The sequence below is a fragment of the Burkholderia anthina genome (assembly GCF_001547525.1).
Lineage (GTDB): Bacteria > Pseudomonadota > Gammaproteobacteria > Burkholderiales > Burkholderiaceae > Burkholderia > Burkholderia semiarida.
This window is the reverse complement of record NZ_CM003768.1, coordinates 2,731,430-2,747,393: the sequence shown is the minus strand read 5'-3', so window position 1 is coordinate 2,747,393 and position 15,964 is coordinate 2,731,430. Positions and strand designations below refer to the sequence as shown.

The 15,964-nt window shown below is 68.9% G+C and carries 15 protein-coding genes; 10 read left to right on the top strand and 5 right to left on the bottom strand.

What is annotated here, in order from left to right; genetic code table 11:
* Positions 1 to 28 precede the first annotated feature (28 nt).
* Genes WS64_RS12565 through WS64_RS12555 form a run of 3 tightly spaced genes read left to right on the top strand, consistent with a single transcriptional unit; the run spans position 29 to position 1,697 of the window.
* Positions 29 to 961 (top strand): hydroxymethylglutaryl-CoA lyase, encoded by a 933-nt coding sequence (locus tag WS64_RS12565; protein WP_060966571.1) that lies wholly within the window; start codon positions 29 to 31, stop codon positions 959 to 961.
* Positions 962 to 987: 26 nt separating this feature from the next.
* The gene (locus WS64_RS12560; protein WP_059641268.1) at positions 988 to 1,494 is read left to right on the top strand and encodes a YbaK/EbsC family protein; all 507 of its coding nucleotides are present in this window, start codon (positions 988 to 990) and stop codon (positions 1,492 to 1,494) included.
* The gene (locus tag WS64_RS12555) at positions 1,491 to 1,697 is read left to right on the top strand and encodes a DUF1289 domain-containing protein (RefSeq protein WP_059641266.1); all 207 of its coding nucleotides are present in this window, start codon (positions 1,491 to 1,493) and stop codon (positions 1,695 to 1,697) included. The genes WS64_RS12560 and WS64_RS12555 overlap by 4 nt, the downstream gene beginning before the upstream one ends.
* A gap of 243 nt (positions 1,698 to 1,940) precedes the next feature.
* On the opposite strand, the gene WS64_RS12550 is transcribed toward WS64_RS12555, so the two are convergent.
* Complete coding sequence (locus WS64_RS12550; RefSeq protein ID WP_060966570.1) at positions 1,941 to 2,843, bottom strand: DMT family transporter; 903 nt, start codon at positions 2,841 to 2,843, stop codon at positions 1,941 to 1,943.
* A gap of 112 nt (positions 2,844 to 2,955) precedes the next feature.
* Between WS64_RS12550 and WS64_RS12545 the strand changes: the two genes are divergently transcribed.
* Positions 2,956 to 3,447: an Lrp/AsnC family transcriptional regulator gene (locus tag WS64_RS12545; protein WP_059576448.1), complete on the top strand. Its 492-nt coding sequence runs from the start codon at positions 2,956 to 2,958 to the stop codon at positions 3,445 to 3,447.
* Positions 3,448 to 3,523: 76 nt separating this feature from the next.
* Here the strand turns inward: WS64_RS12545 and WS64_RS12540 are convergent, their stop codons facing one another.
* Positions 3,524 to 4,420: an alpha/beta fold hydrolase gene (locus WS64_RS12540; protein ID WP_060966569.1), complete on the bottom strand. Its 897-nt coding sequence runs from the start codon at positions 4,418 to 4,420 to the stop codon at positions 3,524 to 3,526.
* A gap of 240 nt (positions 4,421 to 4,660) precedes the next feature.
* Between WS64_RS12540 and WS64_RS12535 the strand changes: the two genes are divergently transcribed.
* Complete coding sequence (locus WS64_RS12535) at positions 4,661 to 5,620, top strand: NAD(P)H-dependent flavin oxidoreductase (protein WP_060966568.1); 960 nt, start codon at positions 4,661 to 4,663, stop codon at positions 5,618 to 5,620.
* Between the two features lie 116 nt (positions 5,621 to 5,736).
* Here the strand turns inward: WS64_RS12535 and WS64_RS12530 are convergent, their stop codons facing one another.
* The 3 genes from WS64_RS12530 to WS64_RS12520 form a co-directional block, all read right to left on the bottom strand.
* Complete coding sequence (locus tag WS64_RS12530; protein WP_060966567.1) at positions 5,737 to 6,699, bottom strand: LysR family transcriptional regulator; 963 nt, start codon at positions 6,697 to 6,699, stop codon at positions 5,737 to 5,739.
* Between the two features lie 194 nt (positions 6,700 to 6,893).
* Entirely contained in the window at positions 6,894 to 7,970 is a 1,077-nt protein-coding gene (locus WS64_RS12525) for a porin (protein WP_060966566.1), read from the bottom strand.
* Between the two features lie 344 nt (positions 7,971 to 8,314).
* A complete protein-coding gene (locus tag WS64_RS12520; protein ID WP_060317111.1) occupies positions 8,315 to 8,797 on the bottom strand; it encodes a hypothetical protein in 483 nt (160 codons plus the stop codon).
* Between the two features lie 347 nt (positions 8,798 to 9,144).
* On the opposite strand from WS64_RS12520, the gene WS64_RS12515 reads away from it, so the two are divergent.
* From WS64_RS12515 to WS64_RS12495, 5 genes are all read left to right on the top strand, one after another.
* Positions 9,145 to 10,176 carry a bile acid:sodium symporter family protein gene (locus WS64_RS12515; protein WP_059641254.1) on the top strand — a complete coding sequence of 344 codons (1,032 nt, stop codon included), beginning with the start codon at positions 9,145 to 9,147 and terminating at the stop codon, positions 10,174 to 10,176.
* Positions 10,177 to 10,560: 384 nt separating this feature from the next.
* Positions 10,561 to 12,405 carry an EAL domain-containing protein gene (locus tag WS64_RS12510; RefSeq protein ID WP_060010414.1) on the top strand — a complete coding sequence of 615 codons (1,845 nt, stop codon included), beginning with the start codon at positions 10,561 to 10,563 and terminating at the stop codon, positions 12,403 to 12,405.
* A 334-nt stretch (positions 12,406 to 12,739) separates the two neighbouring features.
* Positions 12,740 to 13,759: a LacI family DNA-binding transcriptional regulator gene (locus WS64_RS12505; protein WP_059576424.1), complete on the top strand. Its 1,020-nt coding sequence runs from the start codon at positions 12,740 to 12,742 to the stop codon at positions 13,757 to 13,759.
* Positions 13,756 to 15,036, top strand: a complete 1,281-nt coding sequence (locus WS64_RS12500; protein WP_059576421.1) for an AGE family epimerase/isomerase — start codon at positions 13,756 to 13,758, stop codon at positions 15,034 to 15,036. The genes WS64_RS12505 and WS64_RS12500 overlap by 4 nt, the downstream gene beginning before the upstream one ends.
* Positions 15,033 to 15,941: a carbohydrate kinase family protein gene (locus WS64_RS12495; RefSeq protein WP_059641250.1), complete on the top strand. Its 909-nt coding sequence runs from the start codon at positions 15,033 to 15,035 to the stop codon at positions 15,939 to 15,941. Before WS64_RS12500 ends, WS64_RS12495 begins: the two co-directional genes overlap by 4 nt.
* Positions 15,942 to 15,964: the final 23 nt, after the last annotated feature.

Below are 15,964 nucleotides of genomic sequence, written 5' to 3'. Positions count from 1 at the left end.
CGCCACAAAGAGAAACCAGGAGACAACCATGACGTTCCCCACCGCCGTCAAGATCGTCGAAGTCGGCCCGCGCGACGGCCTGCAGAACGAGAAAACCTTCGTGCCGACCGACGTGAAGATCGCGCTCGTCGACCGGCTGTCGCGCGCCGGCTTCCGCAACGTCGAGTCCGCGTCGTTCGTGTCGCCGAAATGGGTGCCGCAGATGGCCGACGGCGCCGACGTGATGGCCGGCATCGAGCGCCGCGCGGGCACCGTGTACTCGGTGCTCACGCCGAACCTGAAGGGCTTCGAGCATGCGCTCGCCGCGCGCGCGGACGAAGTCGTGATCTTCGGCGCGGCGAGCGAGGCGTTCTCGCAGCGGAACATCAACTGCAGCATCGCCGAGAGCATCGCGCGCTTCGAGCCCGTCGCGAAGGCCGCGAAGGATGCGGGCCTGCGGCTGCGCGGCAGCGTGTCGTGCGCGCTCGGCTGCCCGTACCAGGGCGAGGTGCCGGTGGCGTCGGTGGTCGACGTCGTCGAGCGGTTCGCCGCGCTCGGCTGCGACGAGATCGACATCGCCGACACGATCGGCGTCGGCACGCCGAAGCGCACGCGCGAAGTGCTCGCGGCGGTGACGCGCGTGTTCCCGCGCGAACGCCTGTCGGGCCATTTCCACGATACCTACGGCCAGGCGCTCGCGAACATCTACGCGGCGCTGTTCGAAGGAATCGAGATCTTCCACGCGTCGGTCGCGGGCCTCGGCGGCTGCCCGTACGCGAAGGGCGCGACCGGCAACGTCGCGACCGAGGACGTGCTGTACCTGATGCAGGGCCTCGGCATCGAGACCGGCATCGATCTCGCGCAGGTCGTCGCCGCCGGCGACTTCATCTCGAACGCGATCGGCCGCGCGAACGTGTCGCGCGCCGGTCGTGCACTGCTCGCCAAGGCGCAGAGCGCGGCCGACGCCGCGAACTGCGTCTGACTGCGCCACTCCACGGATTCTCCAACATGACGACACCCGCTTCATTCGATTCCCTGCCCGACTCCGCGCGACGCGTCGCGCTGCTGCTGCGCGAGCGCGGCCATGCGAAAGGCATCGTGATGCTCGCCGAAACCGGCAAGACGTCGGCCGAGGCCGCGGCCGGGCTCGGCTGCTCGGTCGCGCAGATCGCGAAGTCGATCCTGTTTCGCCGGCAGGCCGACGACGCGCCCGTGCTCGTCGTCGCGAGCGGCGTCAACCGCGTCGACGAAAGGAAGGTCGCCGCGCAGGTCGGCCCGGTCGGCCGCGCCGATGCGAAGTTCGTGCGCGACAACACCGGCTACGCGATCGGCGGCGTCTGCCCGATCGGCCATCTGGTCGAACCCGTCACGCTGATCGACGCCGACCTGCTCGCGCTCGACAGCCTGTGGGCCGCCGCCGGCCATCCGCATGCGGTGTTCAACCTGTCGCCGCACGAGCTCGTGTCGCTGACGGGCGCGCCCGTCGCGGACGTCGCGTTGCGGGAGCCCGCATGAGCGACGTGACGATGCCGGTCGCGACGGTCGCGTCGCCGTGCACCGACGTCTGCCGGATCGATCCGCGCACCGGCTGGTGCGCGGGCTGCCTGCGCACGCGCGGCGAGATCAAGGGATGGCGTACGTCGGACGACGACGCGAGACGCGCGCTGCTCGCGCAGCTCGACGCGCGGCGGCGCCTGATCGCGGGAAGCGAGACATAAAAAAAAGCCGTTCAGCCTCACGGGCGAACGGCGTCGAGATCGGAATCCTGTGAACGTGATCAACGTCACAGCCCGCATCATACGAGCGACGCGGCCGCATCGCATCGGGTGTTTCCCTACAACATCCTGCCGCGCTTTTCGCGGCCGCGCGCGACGCCCTCTCGCACGCAATCGCCGTTCCCGACACACGCATTCGGCGCGCCGCGGCGCGACCGCGCAGCCGCGCCGAATCGTCCGACCGTATCAGTTGCCGACCGCCTCGCGACGCGCGGGCACGATGCGCCAGCCGAGGTTCACGCCGGCCGCCGCGAGCAGGATCAGCAGCGCGCCGAACACCTGCGTCCACGCGAGCGTCTGCCCGAACGCGATGCGATCGACGGCGATCGCGACGACCGGATAGACGAACGACAGCGCGCCCGTCATCGCGGTCGGCAGCTTCTGGACCGCGCCGTACAGCAGCACGTACATCAGCCCCGTGTTGACGATGCCGAGCACGATCAGGTCGGCCCATTGCCCGGCCGTCGCCGGCAACGTGTCGAAGTGCGCGAACGGCGCGAGCAGCACGATGCCGAGGCCGACCTGCAGCAACGCGAGCAGATGCGGCGGCGTGCCCTTCAGGTGCTTCGTGATGATCGACGAGATCGCATACAGGAACGCCGCGCCGAGCGACAGCGCGACGCCTTCCAGATATGCGCCGGGCACGGCGAGCACGGCCGGCTCGACGCGCACCACGAACACGAGCCCCGCGAACGCGAGCACGAGCCACGCGACCGTCGACGCGGTGATCCGCTCGCGGAACACGATCGCGCCGAGCGCGACCAGCATGAACGGCTGCGTGTTGTAGACGGCGGTCGCCATCGAGATCGACGCACGCGAATAGGCGGCGAAGAGCAGCAGCCAGTTCGCGACGATCGCGAGGCTGCCGAGCGTCACGAGCACGAGCATCCGCGGCGAGAACAGCGAGCGGCGCAGGAAGCCGAGCGCCGCGCAGACGATCGCGAGCGTCGCCGTGCCGAATACGCAGCGGAAGAACACGACATTGGTCAGCGGCTGCTGCGACGACATCACGAGCCAGCCGATCGTGCCGGACATCAGCATCGCGACGATCATCTCGGCGGCGCCGCGGCGAATTTCATTCGTGGCCATCATGGATTCCGTTGAAGAGAGGGGATGACTTCGATTCTAGAAACTTGCCTTCGCCACAACCACGGCTAAACTGAAGCGAATCAGCCAATCCACCTTCGAAACCAAGGCAATCATGCCGAAACGCCTTTCCCCGCCCGCCGTCGCGTCGCTCGACGCGACCGACCGCGCGATCGTCGCCGCGCTGGCCGACGACGCACGCATCGCGACCAGCGAACTCGCCCGGCAGATCGGCCTGTCGGCGCCCGCCACGGCCGACCGCGTGCGGCGGCTCGAGGCGCAAGGCGTGATCGCCGCATTCACCGTCGAGCTCGACCCGCGCGCGCTCGGCTATACGCTGCAGGCGATCGTCCGCGTGAAGCCGCTGCCGGGCCAGTTGCATCTGGTCGAGGAGTTGCTGCGGCGGATTCCGGAATTCGTCGAATGCGACAAGGTCACCGGCGACGACTGCTTCATCTGCCGGCTCTACCTGCGCACGATCGAGCACCTCGACGACATCCTGTCGAAGGTGACGGAGCGCGCGGAGACGAGCACCGCGATCGTGAAATCGACGCCCGTGCCGCGCCGCCTGCCGCCGCTCGTCGAAGACGACCACGCGCGCCGCTAAGCCGCTGGCGGCGCAGACCGCCGAGCCGCCGGCGGCGCACACCACTGAACCGCGGGCGGCACGCCCGCACGCACCGTCACGCGGCTGGGTCGCGCGCCTCGAAGAACGCGAGCAGTTCGTCGATCAGCGCGGCCGGCGCCTCTTCCGCAATGTAGTGCCCGCAGTCGAGCGCGCGGCCGCTGACGTCGCGCGCGACGCGCCGCCATTCGTCGAGCGGATCGAAGCAGCGGCCGACGACCCCGTGCTCGCCCCACAGCACGCGCAGCGGGCACGCGACCTTGTTGCCGCGTTCGAGGTCCGCACGGTCGTGCTCGAGATCGATCGTCGCCGACGCGCGGTAGTCCTCGCACATCGCATGCACGGCGCCCGGCTGCGCGAGCGCCGCCCGGTACGCGTCGAGCGCCTCGGGCGCGAACGGCGCCAGCCCGGCCGAGCGGTTGCCCATCACGCGTTCGATGTACGCATCGGTGTGCGCGCCGATCAGCGTCTCGGGCAGCGGCTCGGGCTGGATCAGGAAGAACCAGTGGAAATACGCGGTCGCGAACGCGCGATCGGTTTTCTCGTACATCGCGAGCGTCGGCGCGATGTCGAGCAGCATCATCCGCTCGACGGCATCCGCGTGATCGAGCGCGAGCCGGTGCGCGACCCGCGCGCCGCGATCGTGCGCGCACACGTGGAAATGCTCGAAGCCGAAATGCCGCATCACGGCGACCTGGTCCGCCGCCATCGCCCGTTTCGAATACGGCGCGTGCCGCGCGTCGCTCGGCGGTCGGCCCGATGCGCCGTAGCCGCGCAGGTCGGTGGCGATCACCGTGAAGTGATTCGCGAGCGTCGCGGCAACGCGATGCCAGATCATGTGGGTCTGCGGATGGCCGTGCAGCAACAGCAGCGGCGGCCCTGCGCCTCCTTTGACACCGAAGATGTCGGTGTCCTGCACCGTCACGCGAAACGATGCAAACGCGTCAAACGACATGGTTTGTTTCTCGTTGGTTTGTTATGGCGGCTATTTTAAAAGTGCCGGCGCGTCTTCACAGCGAGGTCACCACCCGAAACCGTAGAAAGAGAACACTCACTCGATTGCCGGCCTACCGCGCCTTTTGCTAAGCTCGCGTAGAATCGCACGACCGTTCGTATTAATATGCCCGAATGCGTTCCGCGGCTACACTCGAAGCACCGTTCGACCGCCACGCCCCCCGGAGACTGGAGACATCACATGGCATTGCCCACCGTCCTGCAGAACCTGACGCTCCCCGTCATCGCGTCGCCGATGTTCATCGTCAGCTACCCCGAACTCGTGCTCGCGCAATGCAAGGCGGGCATCGTCGGTTCGTTCCCCGCGCTCAATGCGCGCCCGGCCGAACTGCTCGACGAGTGGCTCACGCAAATCCAGTCGGAACTCGCCGAGCACAAGGCGAAACATCCCGACGCGGCGATCGGCCCGATCGCGGTCAACCAGATCGTCCACCAGTCGAATGCACGGCTCGAGCACGACGTGCGCGTGTGCGTCGAGCACAAGGTCCCGATCTTCATCACGAGCCTGCGCGCGCCGGCGCGCGAGATCGTCGACGCGGTGCACGGCTACGGCGGCATCGTGCTGCACGACGTGATCAACCTGCGCCACGCGCAGAAGGCGCTCGAAGCGGGCGTCGACGGGCTGATCCTCGTCGCGGCCGGCGCCGGCGGCCACGCGGGCACGACGTCGCCGTTCGCGCTGGTCGGCGAAGTCCGCAAGATCTTCGACGGCCCGATCGTGCTGTCCGGCTCGATCGCGAACGGCGGCTCGATCCTTGCCGCGCAGGCGATGGGCGCCGACTTCGCGTACATGGGCACGCGCTTTATCGCGACGCAGGAAGCGCACGCGATCGACGACTACAAGCACGCGATCCTGAACGCGAAATCGTCGGACATCATCTACACGAACCTCTTCACGGGCGTGCACGGCAACTACATCCGCGAGAGCATCGAGAAGGCCGGCCTCGATCCGGACGCGCTGCCGGAATCCGACAAGACCAAGATGAATTTCGGCAGCGACAAGACCAAGGCGTGGAAGGACATCTGGGGCGCCGGCCAGGGCGTCGGCCTGATGGACGATCTGCCGAGCGTGGCTGCGCTCGTCGAGCGGCTCAAGCGCGAGTACGACGACGCGAAGGCGCGGCTCGGCATCCCGCGCTGACGGATGCGGCGGCCGTGGCGGCCGCCATCGGCGCGAGATCGTCGCCCCAACGAAAAAAGCGCGAACCGCAGCGGTTCGCGCTTTTTTATTGCCCCGCCACGGCGGAACGACGCGGCTCAGCCCGCGCGCTTCATCCGCGTGATCGGCAGCACGCGCAGACGCGATTCGATCGACGGGCACAGCGACTGCCCTTCAAAACGCGCGGCGAGGAAGTCGACGAACGAGCGCACCTTCGCGGACACGTGACGACGGCTCGCGTACACCGCATAGATCGGCGCCTCGTGCGGCGGCACCGAATCGAGCAGCACCGGCACGAGCCGGCCCGCTTCGATGTCGTCGCCGACCACTTCGGTGCCGAGCAGCGCGATGCCCGCGCCGGCGAGCACGGCCGCGCGCAGCCCTTCGAGATGGTTCACGATCAGGTTGCCGTTCAGGCTCACGCGCGACGCGGCGGCCGCGTCGATCACCAGCGAATCGAGCATCGTCGAATTCGAATCGCGCCGCAGGTAGTTGTGATCCGCGAGATCGGCGATCGTCCGGGGCGTGCCGTGCTTCTCCAGATACGCAGGCGACGCGACCAGCAGGATGTGCGCGGTCGCGATCTGGCGCGCGACCAGCGACGACGATTTCAATCCGTTCGGCGCCGCGCGCACCGCGACGTCGTAGCCTTCCTCGATCAGGTCGACCACGCGATCGGACAGCGTCATGTCGACCGTCACGTCCGGGAACCGGCCCGCATAATCGGTGACGGCCTGCATCACGTGCCGCAGCCCGAACGCGGACAGCGACGTCACGCGCAGCCGGCCCTGCGGCACCACGCTCGCGGCGCCGACGGCCTGCCCGGCTTCGTCGAGTTCGGACAGCGCCTGGACGAGGCGCTCGTAGTATTCGCGTCCCGCCTCGGTCGGCGCGACGCGTCGTGTCGTGCGATGCAGCAGCCGCGCGCCGAGCTGCTGCTCGAGGTGCATCACGTGCTTGCTCGCCATCGCCGCCGACATCTGCATGCGCTCCGCCGCGCCGACGAAGCTGCCCACTTCGACGACGTAGCGAAACACATTCATGCTGACGAGGGTATCCATCGAACTAGCTCGCAATCCCGGGAAATCGACCAATTACGAGATAGGGTAACAAAGGCGGGGAAACAGAAAGGTCAAGAAAGGCAAAACGGCGCCGCGGGTGGCGGCGCCGCTTCGGACTGGAAATGACGGGCAGGAAAACATGCAGCCGGAGCGCGCGATTGACGCGCGGCCGGCGCACCGATCGCGCGTGCGCGTCAGAACTTCGCGCGGATGCCGGCGCCGAACGTGTTGCCGGTCGACAGGCCGCTGATGTGATCGTTCATGTAGGCCGCGTAGACGTCGGTGCGCTTGGACAGCGGATAGTCGTAGCCGACGGCCCAGGTCTGGCGCGTCTGGTCGAGGCCGCCCGCGTCGCGCGAGTACGCATACGACGCCATCGCGTTGCCCACGCCGATCGGCACCGACACGCCGCCCTGCGCGGTGTTCACGTGCCAGCTGCCCGCGACCTGGTCGTTCTTCGTATACATGTACTGGCCGAACAGCTTCACGAGCTTCAGGTCGTAGGTGGCGCCGACCAGCGCGATGCCCTGGCTCTTCATGCCGGTCACGAGCGCGCTCAGGTCCTGCGGGCCGTTGTTGAAGTTCACGTACTGATACACGGCGGTCGCCGCGAACGGGCCGTTCGCGTAGTTGAACTGCGCGCTCCACTTCTTCGAACGGTTGTCGCCGGCCTGGTTGCCGAGCGCGTACATCGCGCCGAAGTTCAGGCCCCCGAACGAAGGCGACGTGTAGCCGAGCGCGTTGTTCCAGCCCGAATCGCCCACTGCGCCCTGGTCGCTCGGATAGGTCGGGAACGTGCCGAGGCCGAGGAACACGTGATACACCATCGGCGAGAAGGTGTACGAGTCATAGAACGGGTTGAACAGGATCGTCGACAGGAACAGGTGCGTCGTCAGGCGGCCCGCCGTCACCGTGCCGTACGGCGAGCTGATGCCGACGTACGCGTTGCGCGCGAAGAACGTGTCGCCCTGGAAGCGGCCGTACTGGCCGTTCTGCGCACGGAAGAAGCTCTCCAGCGTGAAGATTGCCTTGTAGCCGCTGCCGAGATCCTCGGCGCCGTGCAGGCCCCAGTACGACGTCGACATGCCGCCGCCCGACACGTTCCACGCGCGATCGCCGCCCGGGAACTTGGTGGCGCCGACCCATTCGTCAACCTGCCCGTAGAGCGAGACGCTCGACTGCGCATGGACGGGTGCGGCAGCCGCCACGCAGGCGGCTGCGGCGATCAGCTTGACGGACGTGCGCGACGCACGGCGGGCGAGTGCTTTCATGGGATCTCCAGGTTTTGTCGAATAGTCGATAAGTGGCGCGAGCGTTGTTGTATGGAGCCGAGTGCTTGCGTCGTATGGGGCGCAGCCATCTTTACGGATCATTCGTCCGGTCAAAATTGCGCACGCTTATTGCGGGTATAGCGTCGGCATTAACTTCGCGGCAGGTATCCATGGCCGCACGCACGGCGGCGGCCCGGCACGAACGCGGTCGCACGGGCGGGCGGCGGCGCGGCATGGCGTGCCGGGCGCGAAAGATAGCGCAATGCGGCGGGAAAATCAGCGGGAATCTGCGCGCGACTGTGGCGAATTCGCATCAGCCGGCAAGGGGACGAGCGCCGGGGCGCTCAGTTTCGGTAGAACGGGGAGAAAAACGGCGAGTGCGCAGGCTCTTCCTGCGAGCGGGGCGGCGGCATCGGGCGGCCGCCGCGCTCCTCGTTGTAGCGCGCGACGTCGGCGCGGATCGAGCCGGCTCGCAGCGGGACGTTGCCGCCGCCGGGCGGGCGCGGCATCTGGCGGACCTCGGCGTTGATCGGCCGATACGGGCTTTGCGCGGCGTAATGGCCGTACGACGGTGTCGGGCGCAGCCCCCAGCGGGAGCCGGCGCCGCTCACGCCGCCGGGACGCACGCCGGCAGACGGCGGCACGCGACGCCACACCGGCGCGCCGCCGGCGGGCTGACCGTACGCGCGCATGTCGCCGCCGCCGAAGCCGTGGCTGCCGAACCCGTGACCGCCGTGGGGAGGCTGGGCGAGCGCGAGCGGCATCAGCAGCGTGCCGAGCACGCCTGCCACCCATCGTCCGATCTTCCGTTTCACCCGTTCCGTCATCGTTCCGTGCCCATCGACGCCCGCCGTCGGCTCCTTTCGGCCGACCCAAGGCTTTCAGCAGTAATTTATGAGCGGGGGGAAAGCGTGTCGAGCCAAAAAGTGTTATGTCGCCGGCATCGGTGTAACACCATGTTACTGCTAGGTTTTTTCACTTCCGGGCGCGATCGCGACGGAACGTTCTTCCGCGGTTTTGGCCGCCGCCGCGACTCGTACGGCGGCCGCCGTTGCATGCCACCGATTCATCAATCGATTCGCACAATGAATTTGTGTAGTGAATCGTCAACCGGGACAATAACGCCATCCGCGCGCGCGACGCGCGCCTTCGTCGTTTCCGAATCGAGTTCCCGATGGCCCGTCCCCGTTTTCTTCCCGACAACTTCACGCTCGCGCTCGTCGGCACCGTCGTGCTGGCGAGCCTCGTGCCGTGCCGCGGCCCGGCCGCCCATGCGTTCAACTGGGCGACCAACATCGCCGTCGGCCTGCTGTTTTTCCTGCATGGCGCCAAACTGTCGCGCGAAGCCGTCGTCGCGGGCGCGACGCACTGGCGGCTGCACGCGCTCGTGCTGCTCAGCACGTTCGCGCTGTTCCCGCTGCTCGGCCTCGCGCTGAAACCCGTGCTGCAGCCGCTCGTCACGCCGACGCTGTATGCGGGCGTGCTGTTCCTCTGCACGCTGCCGTCGACGGTCCAGTCGTCGATCGCGTTCACGTCGATCGCGAAGGGCAACGTGCCTGCCGCCGTGTGCGCGGCCTCCGCGTCGAGCCTGCTCGGGATCTTCGTCACGCCTGCGCTCGTCGGGCTGATGATCACGTCGCAATCGGCCGCGGCCGCGTCGCCGTGGAGCACCGTCGGCAGCATCGTGATGCAACTGCTCGTGCCGTTCATCGCCGGGCAGTTGCTGCGGCCCGTGATCGGCGGCTGGATCGACCGCAATCGCGGCGTGCTGCGCTTCGTCGACCAGGGCTCGATCCTGCTGGTCGTCTACGTCGCGTTCAGCGAGGCCGTCAACGAGGGGCTGTGGCACCAGATTCCGCCGCGCGCGCTCGGCGGCCTGCTCGTCGTCAACCTCGTGCTGCTCGCGATCGCGCTGCTGCTGACCGCGTTCGTCAGCAAGCGGCTCGGCTTCAACCGCGCCGACCAGATCACGATCATCTTCTGCGGATCGAAGAAGAGCCTCGCGGCCGGCGTGCCGATGGCGAAGGTGATCTTCTCGGCGAACGCGGTCGGCGCGATCGTGCTGCCGCTGATGCTGTTTCACCAGATCCAGCTGATGGCGTGCGCGGCGCTCGCGCAGCGCTGGGGCGCGCGCGACACGAGCGGCGAGCACGACGAGGGCGGCGCGACGGCCGCGTCCGGCGCACTGAGCGCGGGCAAGCGCTGACGCGTCCGGGGGCGCGATGGCCGCCGCGGGCGGCTTTCCGCCTTCCGCCTTCCGCCTTCCGCCTTCCGCCTTCCGCCTTCCGCCTTCCGCCTTCCGCCTTCCGCCTTCCGCCTTCCGCCTTCCGCCTTCCGCCTTCCGCCTTCCGCTTTCCGCCTTCCGCTTTCCGCTTTCCGCTTTCCGCTTTCCGCTTTCCGCTTTCCGCTTGCCGCCTCCCGCGCCCCGCGCTCCGCATTCCGCTTCCGTCCCCCTCCCTTTCCAGCCCCGCCCCGACGCGCATCCGGCGCGATGCACCGGCAACGCCGGTCATGTCACGAAATCTTCATTCAATTCTCCGCGCGCGATGCCGTTAAGCCGGACGTCCCGTCGATTCGGCTGCCCTCGCCCATGCCCGCGCCCCACTCCGGTTCCGCCGCCACCCGCACTTCGCGCCTGATCGCGGATCGCGCGCTCGCCGCCGTCTTCCAGCCGATCGTCGACCTCGGGTCGGGGACGGTCGTCGGTTACGAAGGGCTGATTCGCGGCCCGCGCGGCACCGACCTCGAGCCGCCCGCCGCGCTGTTCGCGCAGGCCGCGCGCGAAGGCGAAACCATCGCGCTCGAACGGGCGGCCGCGCTCGCCTGCCTCGACGCGTTCGCGGCGCTCGGCTGCGACGGCAAGCTGTTCCTCAATTTCAGCGCGGGCACCATCCTCACGCTCGCCAGCGAACGCGAGCGCGCATGCCAGTTCCTCGGCCGCGCGCACATCGGCGCCGAACGCATCGTGATCGAGCTCACCGAGCAGAACGCGATTCCCGATCTCGCGGACATCGGGCCGGCGGTCGCGTCGCTGCGCGACGCCGGCATCCAGTTCGCGCTCGACGACTACGGCACCGCGAACGCGAGCATGAACCTGTGGCTGCGCCTGCACCCGGACCTCGTGAAGATCGACCGCTTCTTCATCCACGACATCGCGCGCGACCCGCTCAAGTTCGAGGCCGTGAAGGCGATGCAGCACTTCGCGCAGGCGAGCGGCGCGAAGCTGATCGCGGAAGGCATCGAGAACGAATGCGACCTGATCGTCGTGCGCGACATGGGCATCTGCTGCGTGCAGGGCTTCCTGCTCGGCCGGCCGAACGCGCAGCCGTCGCGGGTGGTCGCGCCGGCCGCGCGCGACGCGATCCGCGCGCCGCACATCGCGGTGTTTCCCGGCATGACGCGCGCGGTGCGGCCGGCCGGCACGATCGCCGGGAAGATGCTCGTGCCCGCCCCGGCGCTGCCGCGCGACGCGACCAGCAACGACGTGCTCGACCTGTTCAACCGGATGCCCGACCTGCACGCGGTCGCGCTCGTCGAGCGCGGGCGGCCCGTCGCGCTCGTGAATCGCCGCGGCTTCATCGACCGTTTCGCGCTGCCGTATCACCGCGAGGTGTTCGGGAAGAAGCCGTGCCTGCAGTTCGCGAACGATGCGCCGCTGATGATCGACAACGCGACGACCTTCGAGCAGCTCGCGCTGCTGCTCGCGAGCCACGACCAGCGCTATCTCGCGGACGGCTTCGTGATCACCGAACACGGCCGCTATGTCGGGCTCGGCACCGGCGAGAGCCTGGTGCGCACCGTGACCGAGATGCGCATCGAGGCCGCGCGCTACGCGAATCCGCTGACCTTCCTGCCCGGCAACATCCCGATCAGCGCGCACATCGACCGCCTGCTCCAGCGCGACGCCGGCTTTCATGCGTGCTACGTCGACCTGAACCAGTTCAAGCCGTTCAACGACCAGTACGGCTACTGGCAAGGCGACGAAGTGCTGAAGTTCGCCGCGACCGTGCTGGCCGGCGTATGCGACCCGCAGCGCGACTTTCTCGGCCATGTCGGCGGCGACGATTTCCTGGTGCTGTTCCAGCGCGACGACTGGCGCGAGCGCGCCGCCGACGCGATCGCGCGCTTCAACGACGGCGCGCGGCTCTTCTACACGCAGGCCGACCGGCAGGCGGGCGGGCTGCATGGCGAGGACCGCCACGGCAACCCGGCGTTCTTCGGCTTCGTGACGATGGCGATCGGCGCGGTGGGCGTGCCGGCCGGCGCGCACGGCGCGAAACGCTACGGCAGCGACGAGATCGCGTCGGTCGCCGCGCTCGCGAAGCGGCGGGCGAAGCAGCAGCCGGACGGGCTCGCGGTCGTCGATCTCGATGCCGGCCGCGCCGCGCTGCGGCATCGCGGCGAACCGCCGGCCGTGGCGGTGGCGGCCGGCTGAACGACGGACGGTCGCCCGCGACGCACGGCCGCTGCAACGTTCGGCTGTCGCGCAACGGCCTCTCATCGTCATCGGTCACGGCCACGGCGCCCCCACGCTCGCACGGGCGCGCGGTCCGACTGCCCATTTTGCGGCGCTGCGTCGGCACCGCCGGACACCCGCACGCCCACCTTGCCTTTTTCGCGTTTTGTTTAGTATTTTTAGTAACGGTGTTTTCGCAGATTAGCGCTTAAAAATCCGCTATTTGCGGGTATTCCCCGGTTATCCGGCCCGAATTCCGCGATACGTTTTACTATACAATCGCCTCCACCCTAAACAAACCGGACCCCGAACGATGGGTACGACCATTCGCGATGTGGCGCGGGCGGCTGAGGTTTCGATCGGCACCGTCTCCCGCGCGCTGAAAAACCAGCCCGGCCTGTCCGAAGCCACGCGCGCGCGCATCGTCGGGATCGCGCAGCAGCTCGGCTACGATCCCGCCCAGCTGCGGCCGCGCATCCGCCGGCTCACGTTCCTGCTGCACCGGCAGCACAACCGCTTTCCCGCGAGCCCGTTCTTCTCGCACGTGCTGCACGGCGTCGAGGACGCGTGCCGCGAGCGCGGCATCGTGCCGACGCTGCTCACGGTCGGCCCGAACGACGACGTGCTGCGCCAGATGCGCCCGCACGCGCCCGACGCGATCGCGGTGGCCGGCTTCATCGAGCCCGAGACGATCGAGGCGCTCGCCGCCACCGGCCGGCCGCTCGTGCTGATCGACCTGTGGGCGCCCGGCCTGCGCTCGGTCAACATCGACAACGCGACCGGCGCGGCACTCGCGATGCGCCACCTGCTCGCCACCGGCCGCTCGCGGATCGCCTTCATCGGCGGCTCGGCCGCGCACTACAGCATCGCGCAGCGCGCGATCGGCTATCGACGCGCGTTCTTCGAAGCCGGGCGGCTGTTCGATCCCGCGTACGAAGTGACGATCGACGCCGGGCTCGACCCCGACACGGGCGCCGCGCGTGCGATGGAGCAACTGCTCGACGCGCCGGGCCCGCGGCCCGAAGCCGTGTTCGCGTACAACGACGCAGCCGCGCTGGCCGCGCAGCGCGTGTGCATCGCGCGCGGGCTGCGGATTCCGGACGACATCGCGATCGTCGGCTTCGACGACATCCCGGCCGCCGCGCACGCGAGCCCGCCGCTCACGACGCTCGCGGTCGACAAGGAAGCGCTGGGCCGCCGCGGCGTCGAGCTGCTGCTCGCCGAAGCGCCCGAGCGCACCGAGATTTCCCTGCCCGTCGAGCTGATCGTGCGGGCCAGCAGCCAGCCCGCCGGCTCCCCGGCACTCGATACCGCCACGGTCCAAGAATCATGAACATGCCTCCGGTCCAACCCCGCGCCGCCGCGCCGGCCGGCCACGCGCCAGCCGCACCGTTCGTCGCGAGCTTCCGCGATCCGTCGTTCCTGCTGTCGCACGTCGAAGACACGCTGCGCTTCTACGCGGCCAACGCATTCGACCCGACGGGCGGCTTCTACCACTACTTCCGCGACGACGGCAGCATCTACAACCGCACGTCGCGCCATCTCGTCAGCAGTTGCCGGTTCGTCTTCAACTACGCGATGGCGTACCGGCATTTCGGCGATCCGCGCCACCTGGAATACGCGCGCCACGGGCTGCGCTTCCTGCGCGACGCGCACTGGGACGACGCGCTGCAGGGCTACGACTGGGAGCTCGACTGGCGCGACGGCGCGAAGCGCGCGACGCTCGACGGCACGCGCCACTGCTACGGCCTCGCGTTCGTGCTGCTCGCGGCCGCCCACGCGACGATGGCCGGCATCGACGAAGCGCGCCCGCTGATCGCGGCCACCTACGAGCTCGCCGAGCACCGCTTCTGGGATGCGGCCGCGGGCCTCTATGCGGACGACGCGACGCCGAACTGGAACGTATCGACGTATCGCGGCCAGAACGCGAACATGCACATGACGGAAGCGCTGCTCGCCGCCTACGAGGCGACCGGCCACCTCACGTACCTCGATCGCGCGGAAAAGCTCGCCACCCACATCACGCAGCGCCAGGCCGCGCTGTCGGGCGGGCTCGTGTGGGAGCACTACCACGCGGACTGGTCGGTCGACTGGGACTACAACAAGGAAGACAGCTCGAACATCTTCCGCCCGTGGGGCTTCCAGCCCGGGCACCAGACCGAATGGGCGAAGCTGCTGCTGATCCTCGAGCGGCACCGCCCGCTCGACTGGCTCGTGCCGCGCGCGACCGAGCTGTTCGACGCGGCGCTCACGCACGCATGGGACGCCGATCACGGCGGCCTCTGCTATGGCTTCGGCCCGGACTTCACGATCTGCGACCACAACAAGTATTTCTGGGTGCAGGCGGAGACCTTCGCGGCGGCCGCGATGCTCGGCGCGCGCACCGGCAGCGAGCGTTTCTGGGACTGGTACGACGAGATCTGGCGCTACAGCTGGGCGCACTTCGTCGATCACCGCTACGGCGCGTGGTACCGGATCCTCACCTGCGACAACCGCAAGTACAGCGACGAGAAAAGCCCGGCCGGCAAGACCGACTATCACACGATGGGCGCCTGCTACGACGTGCTCGCGACCCTCGCGCGCGCGCAACGCAGCGAGCCGACGCAATGAGCGGCGGCACGTTTCCGGCTTTCGTGTCGGCGGGCGACATCCTGACCGACATGGTGCGCGCGGGCGACGCGCAGTGGACGTCGGTGCCGGGCGGCGCCGGCTGGAACGTCGCGCGCGCGGTCGCGCGGCTCGGCGTGCCGAGCGCGCTCGCCGGCGCGATCGGCGAAGACTGCTTCTCCGACGTGCTGTGGCGCGCGAGCGAAGCGGCCGGCCTCGACCTGCGCTTCCTGCAGCGCGTCGCGCGGCCGCCGCTGCTCGCGATCGTCCACGAAACGCGCCCGCCCGCGTACTTCTTCATCGGCGAAGCGAGCGCCGATCTCGCGTTCGATCCGGCACGGCTGCCGGCCGGCTGGACCGATCACGTGAAATGGGCGCATTTCGGCTGCATCAGCCTCGTGCGCGAACCGCTCGCGAGCACGCTGGCCGCGCTCGCGGCCGACCTGCATGCGCGCGGCGTGAAGATCAGCTTCGACCCGAACGTGCGGAACCTGATGACGGCCGCGTACCGGCCGACGCTGGAGAAGATGGCCGCCCTCGCCGACCTGATCAAGGTGTCCGACGAAGACCTGCGGCACCTGTTCGGCGGCGACGGCCCCGACGCGATCGCGGCGGTGCGCGCGCTGAACCCGCGGGCGGCCGTGCTCGTCACGCGCGGCGCGCAGGCGGCCACGCTCCATGCGGACGGCGACGTGCACGAAGCCAGCCCGCCGCGCGTCGAGGTGGCCGACACCGTCGGCGCGGGCGACGCGTCGATCGGCGGCCTGCTGTTCAGCCTGATGGCCGCGCCGCGGCGCGGCTGGCGCGAGCATCTCGCGTTCGCGGTGGCGGCCGGCGCCGCCGCGTGCCGGCATACGGGCGCGCACGCCCCGACGCTCGACGAGGTCGTCGCGCTGCTTGAAGGGTGAAGGCACGCTGAAGAGGCGAAGAA

Bases quoted from the DNA above. Each gene is read 5' to 3' on its own strand.
- WS64_RS12545 (WP_059576448.1), top strand. From the start codon at position 2,956: ATGCCGAAACGCCTTTCCCCGCCCGCCGTCGCGTCGCTCGACGCGACC.
- WS64_RS12515 (WP_059641254.1), top strand. From the start codon at position 9,145: ATGGCCCGTCCCCGTTTTCTTCCCGACAACTTCACGCTCGCGCTCGTC.
- WS64_RS12500 (WP_059576421.1), top strand. From the start codon at position 13,756: ATGAACATGCCTCCGGTCCAACCCCGCGCCGCCGCGCCGGCCGGCCAC.
- WS64_RS12530 (WP_060966567.1), bottom strand. From the start codon at position 6,699: ATGGATACCCTCGTCAGCATGAATGTGTTTCGCTACGTCGTCGAAGTG.
- WS64_RS12560 (WP_059641268.1), top strand. From the start codon at position 988: ATGACGACACCCGCTTCATTCGATTCCCTGCCCGACTCCGCGCGACGC.
- WS64_RS12520 (WP_060317111.1), bottom strand. From the start codon at position 8,797: ATGACGGAACGGGTGAAACGGAAGATCGGACGATGGGTGGCAGGCGTG.
- WS64_RS12495 (WP_059641250.1), top strand. From the start codon at position 15,033: ATGAGCGGCGGCACGTTTCCGGCTTTCGTGTCGGCGGGCGACATCCTG.
- WS64_RS12540 (WP_060966569.1), bottom strand. From the start codon at position 4,420: ATGTCGTTTGACGCGTTTGCATCGTTTCGCGTGACGGTGCAGGACACC.
- WS64_RS12505 (WP_059576424.1), top strand. From the start codon at position 12,740: ATGGGTACGACCATTCGCGATGTGGCGCGGGCGGCTGAGGTTTCGATC.
- WS64_RS12525 (WP_060966566.1), bottom strand. From the start codon at position 7,970: ATGAAAGCACTCGCCCGCCGTGCGTCGCGCACGTCCGTCAAGCTGATC.
- WS64_RS12555 (WP_059641266.1), top strand. From the start codon at position 1,491: ATGAGCGACGTGACGATGCCGGTCGCGACGGTCGCGTCGCCGTGCACC.
- WS64_RS12565 (WP_060966571.1), top strand. From the start codon at position 29: ATGACGTTCCCCACCGCCGTCAAGATCGTCGAAGTCGGCCCGCGCGAC.
- WS64_RS12535 (WP_060966568.1), top strand. From the start codon at position 4,661: ATGGCATTGCCCACCGTCCTGCAGAACCTGACGCTCCCCGTCATCGCG.
- WS64_RS12550 (WP_060966570.1), bottom strand. From the start codon at position 2,843: ATGGCCACGAATGAAATTCGCCGCGGCGCCGCCGAGATGATCGTCGCG.
- WS64_RS12510 (WP_060010414.1), top strand. From the start codon at position 10,561: ATGCCCGCGCCCCACTCCGGTTCCGCCGCCACCCGCACTTCGCGCCTG.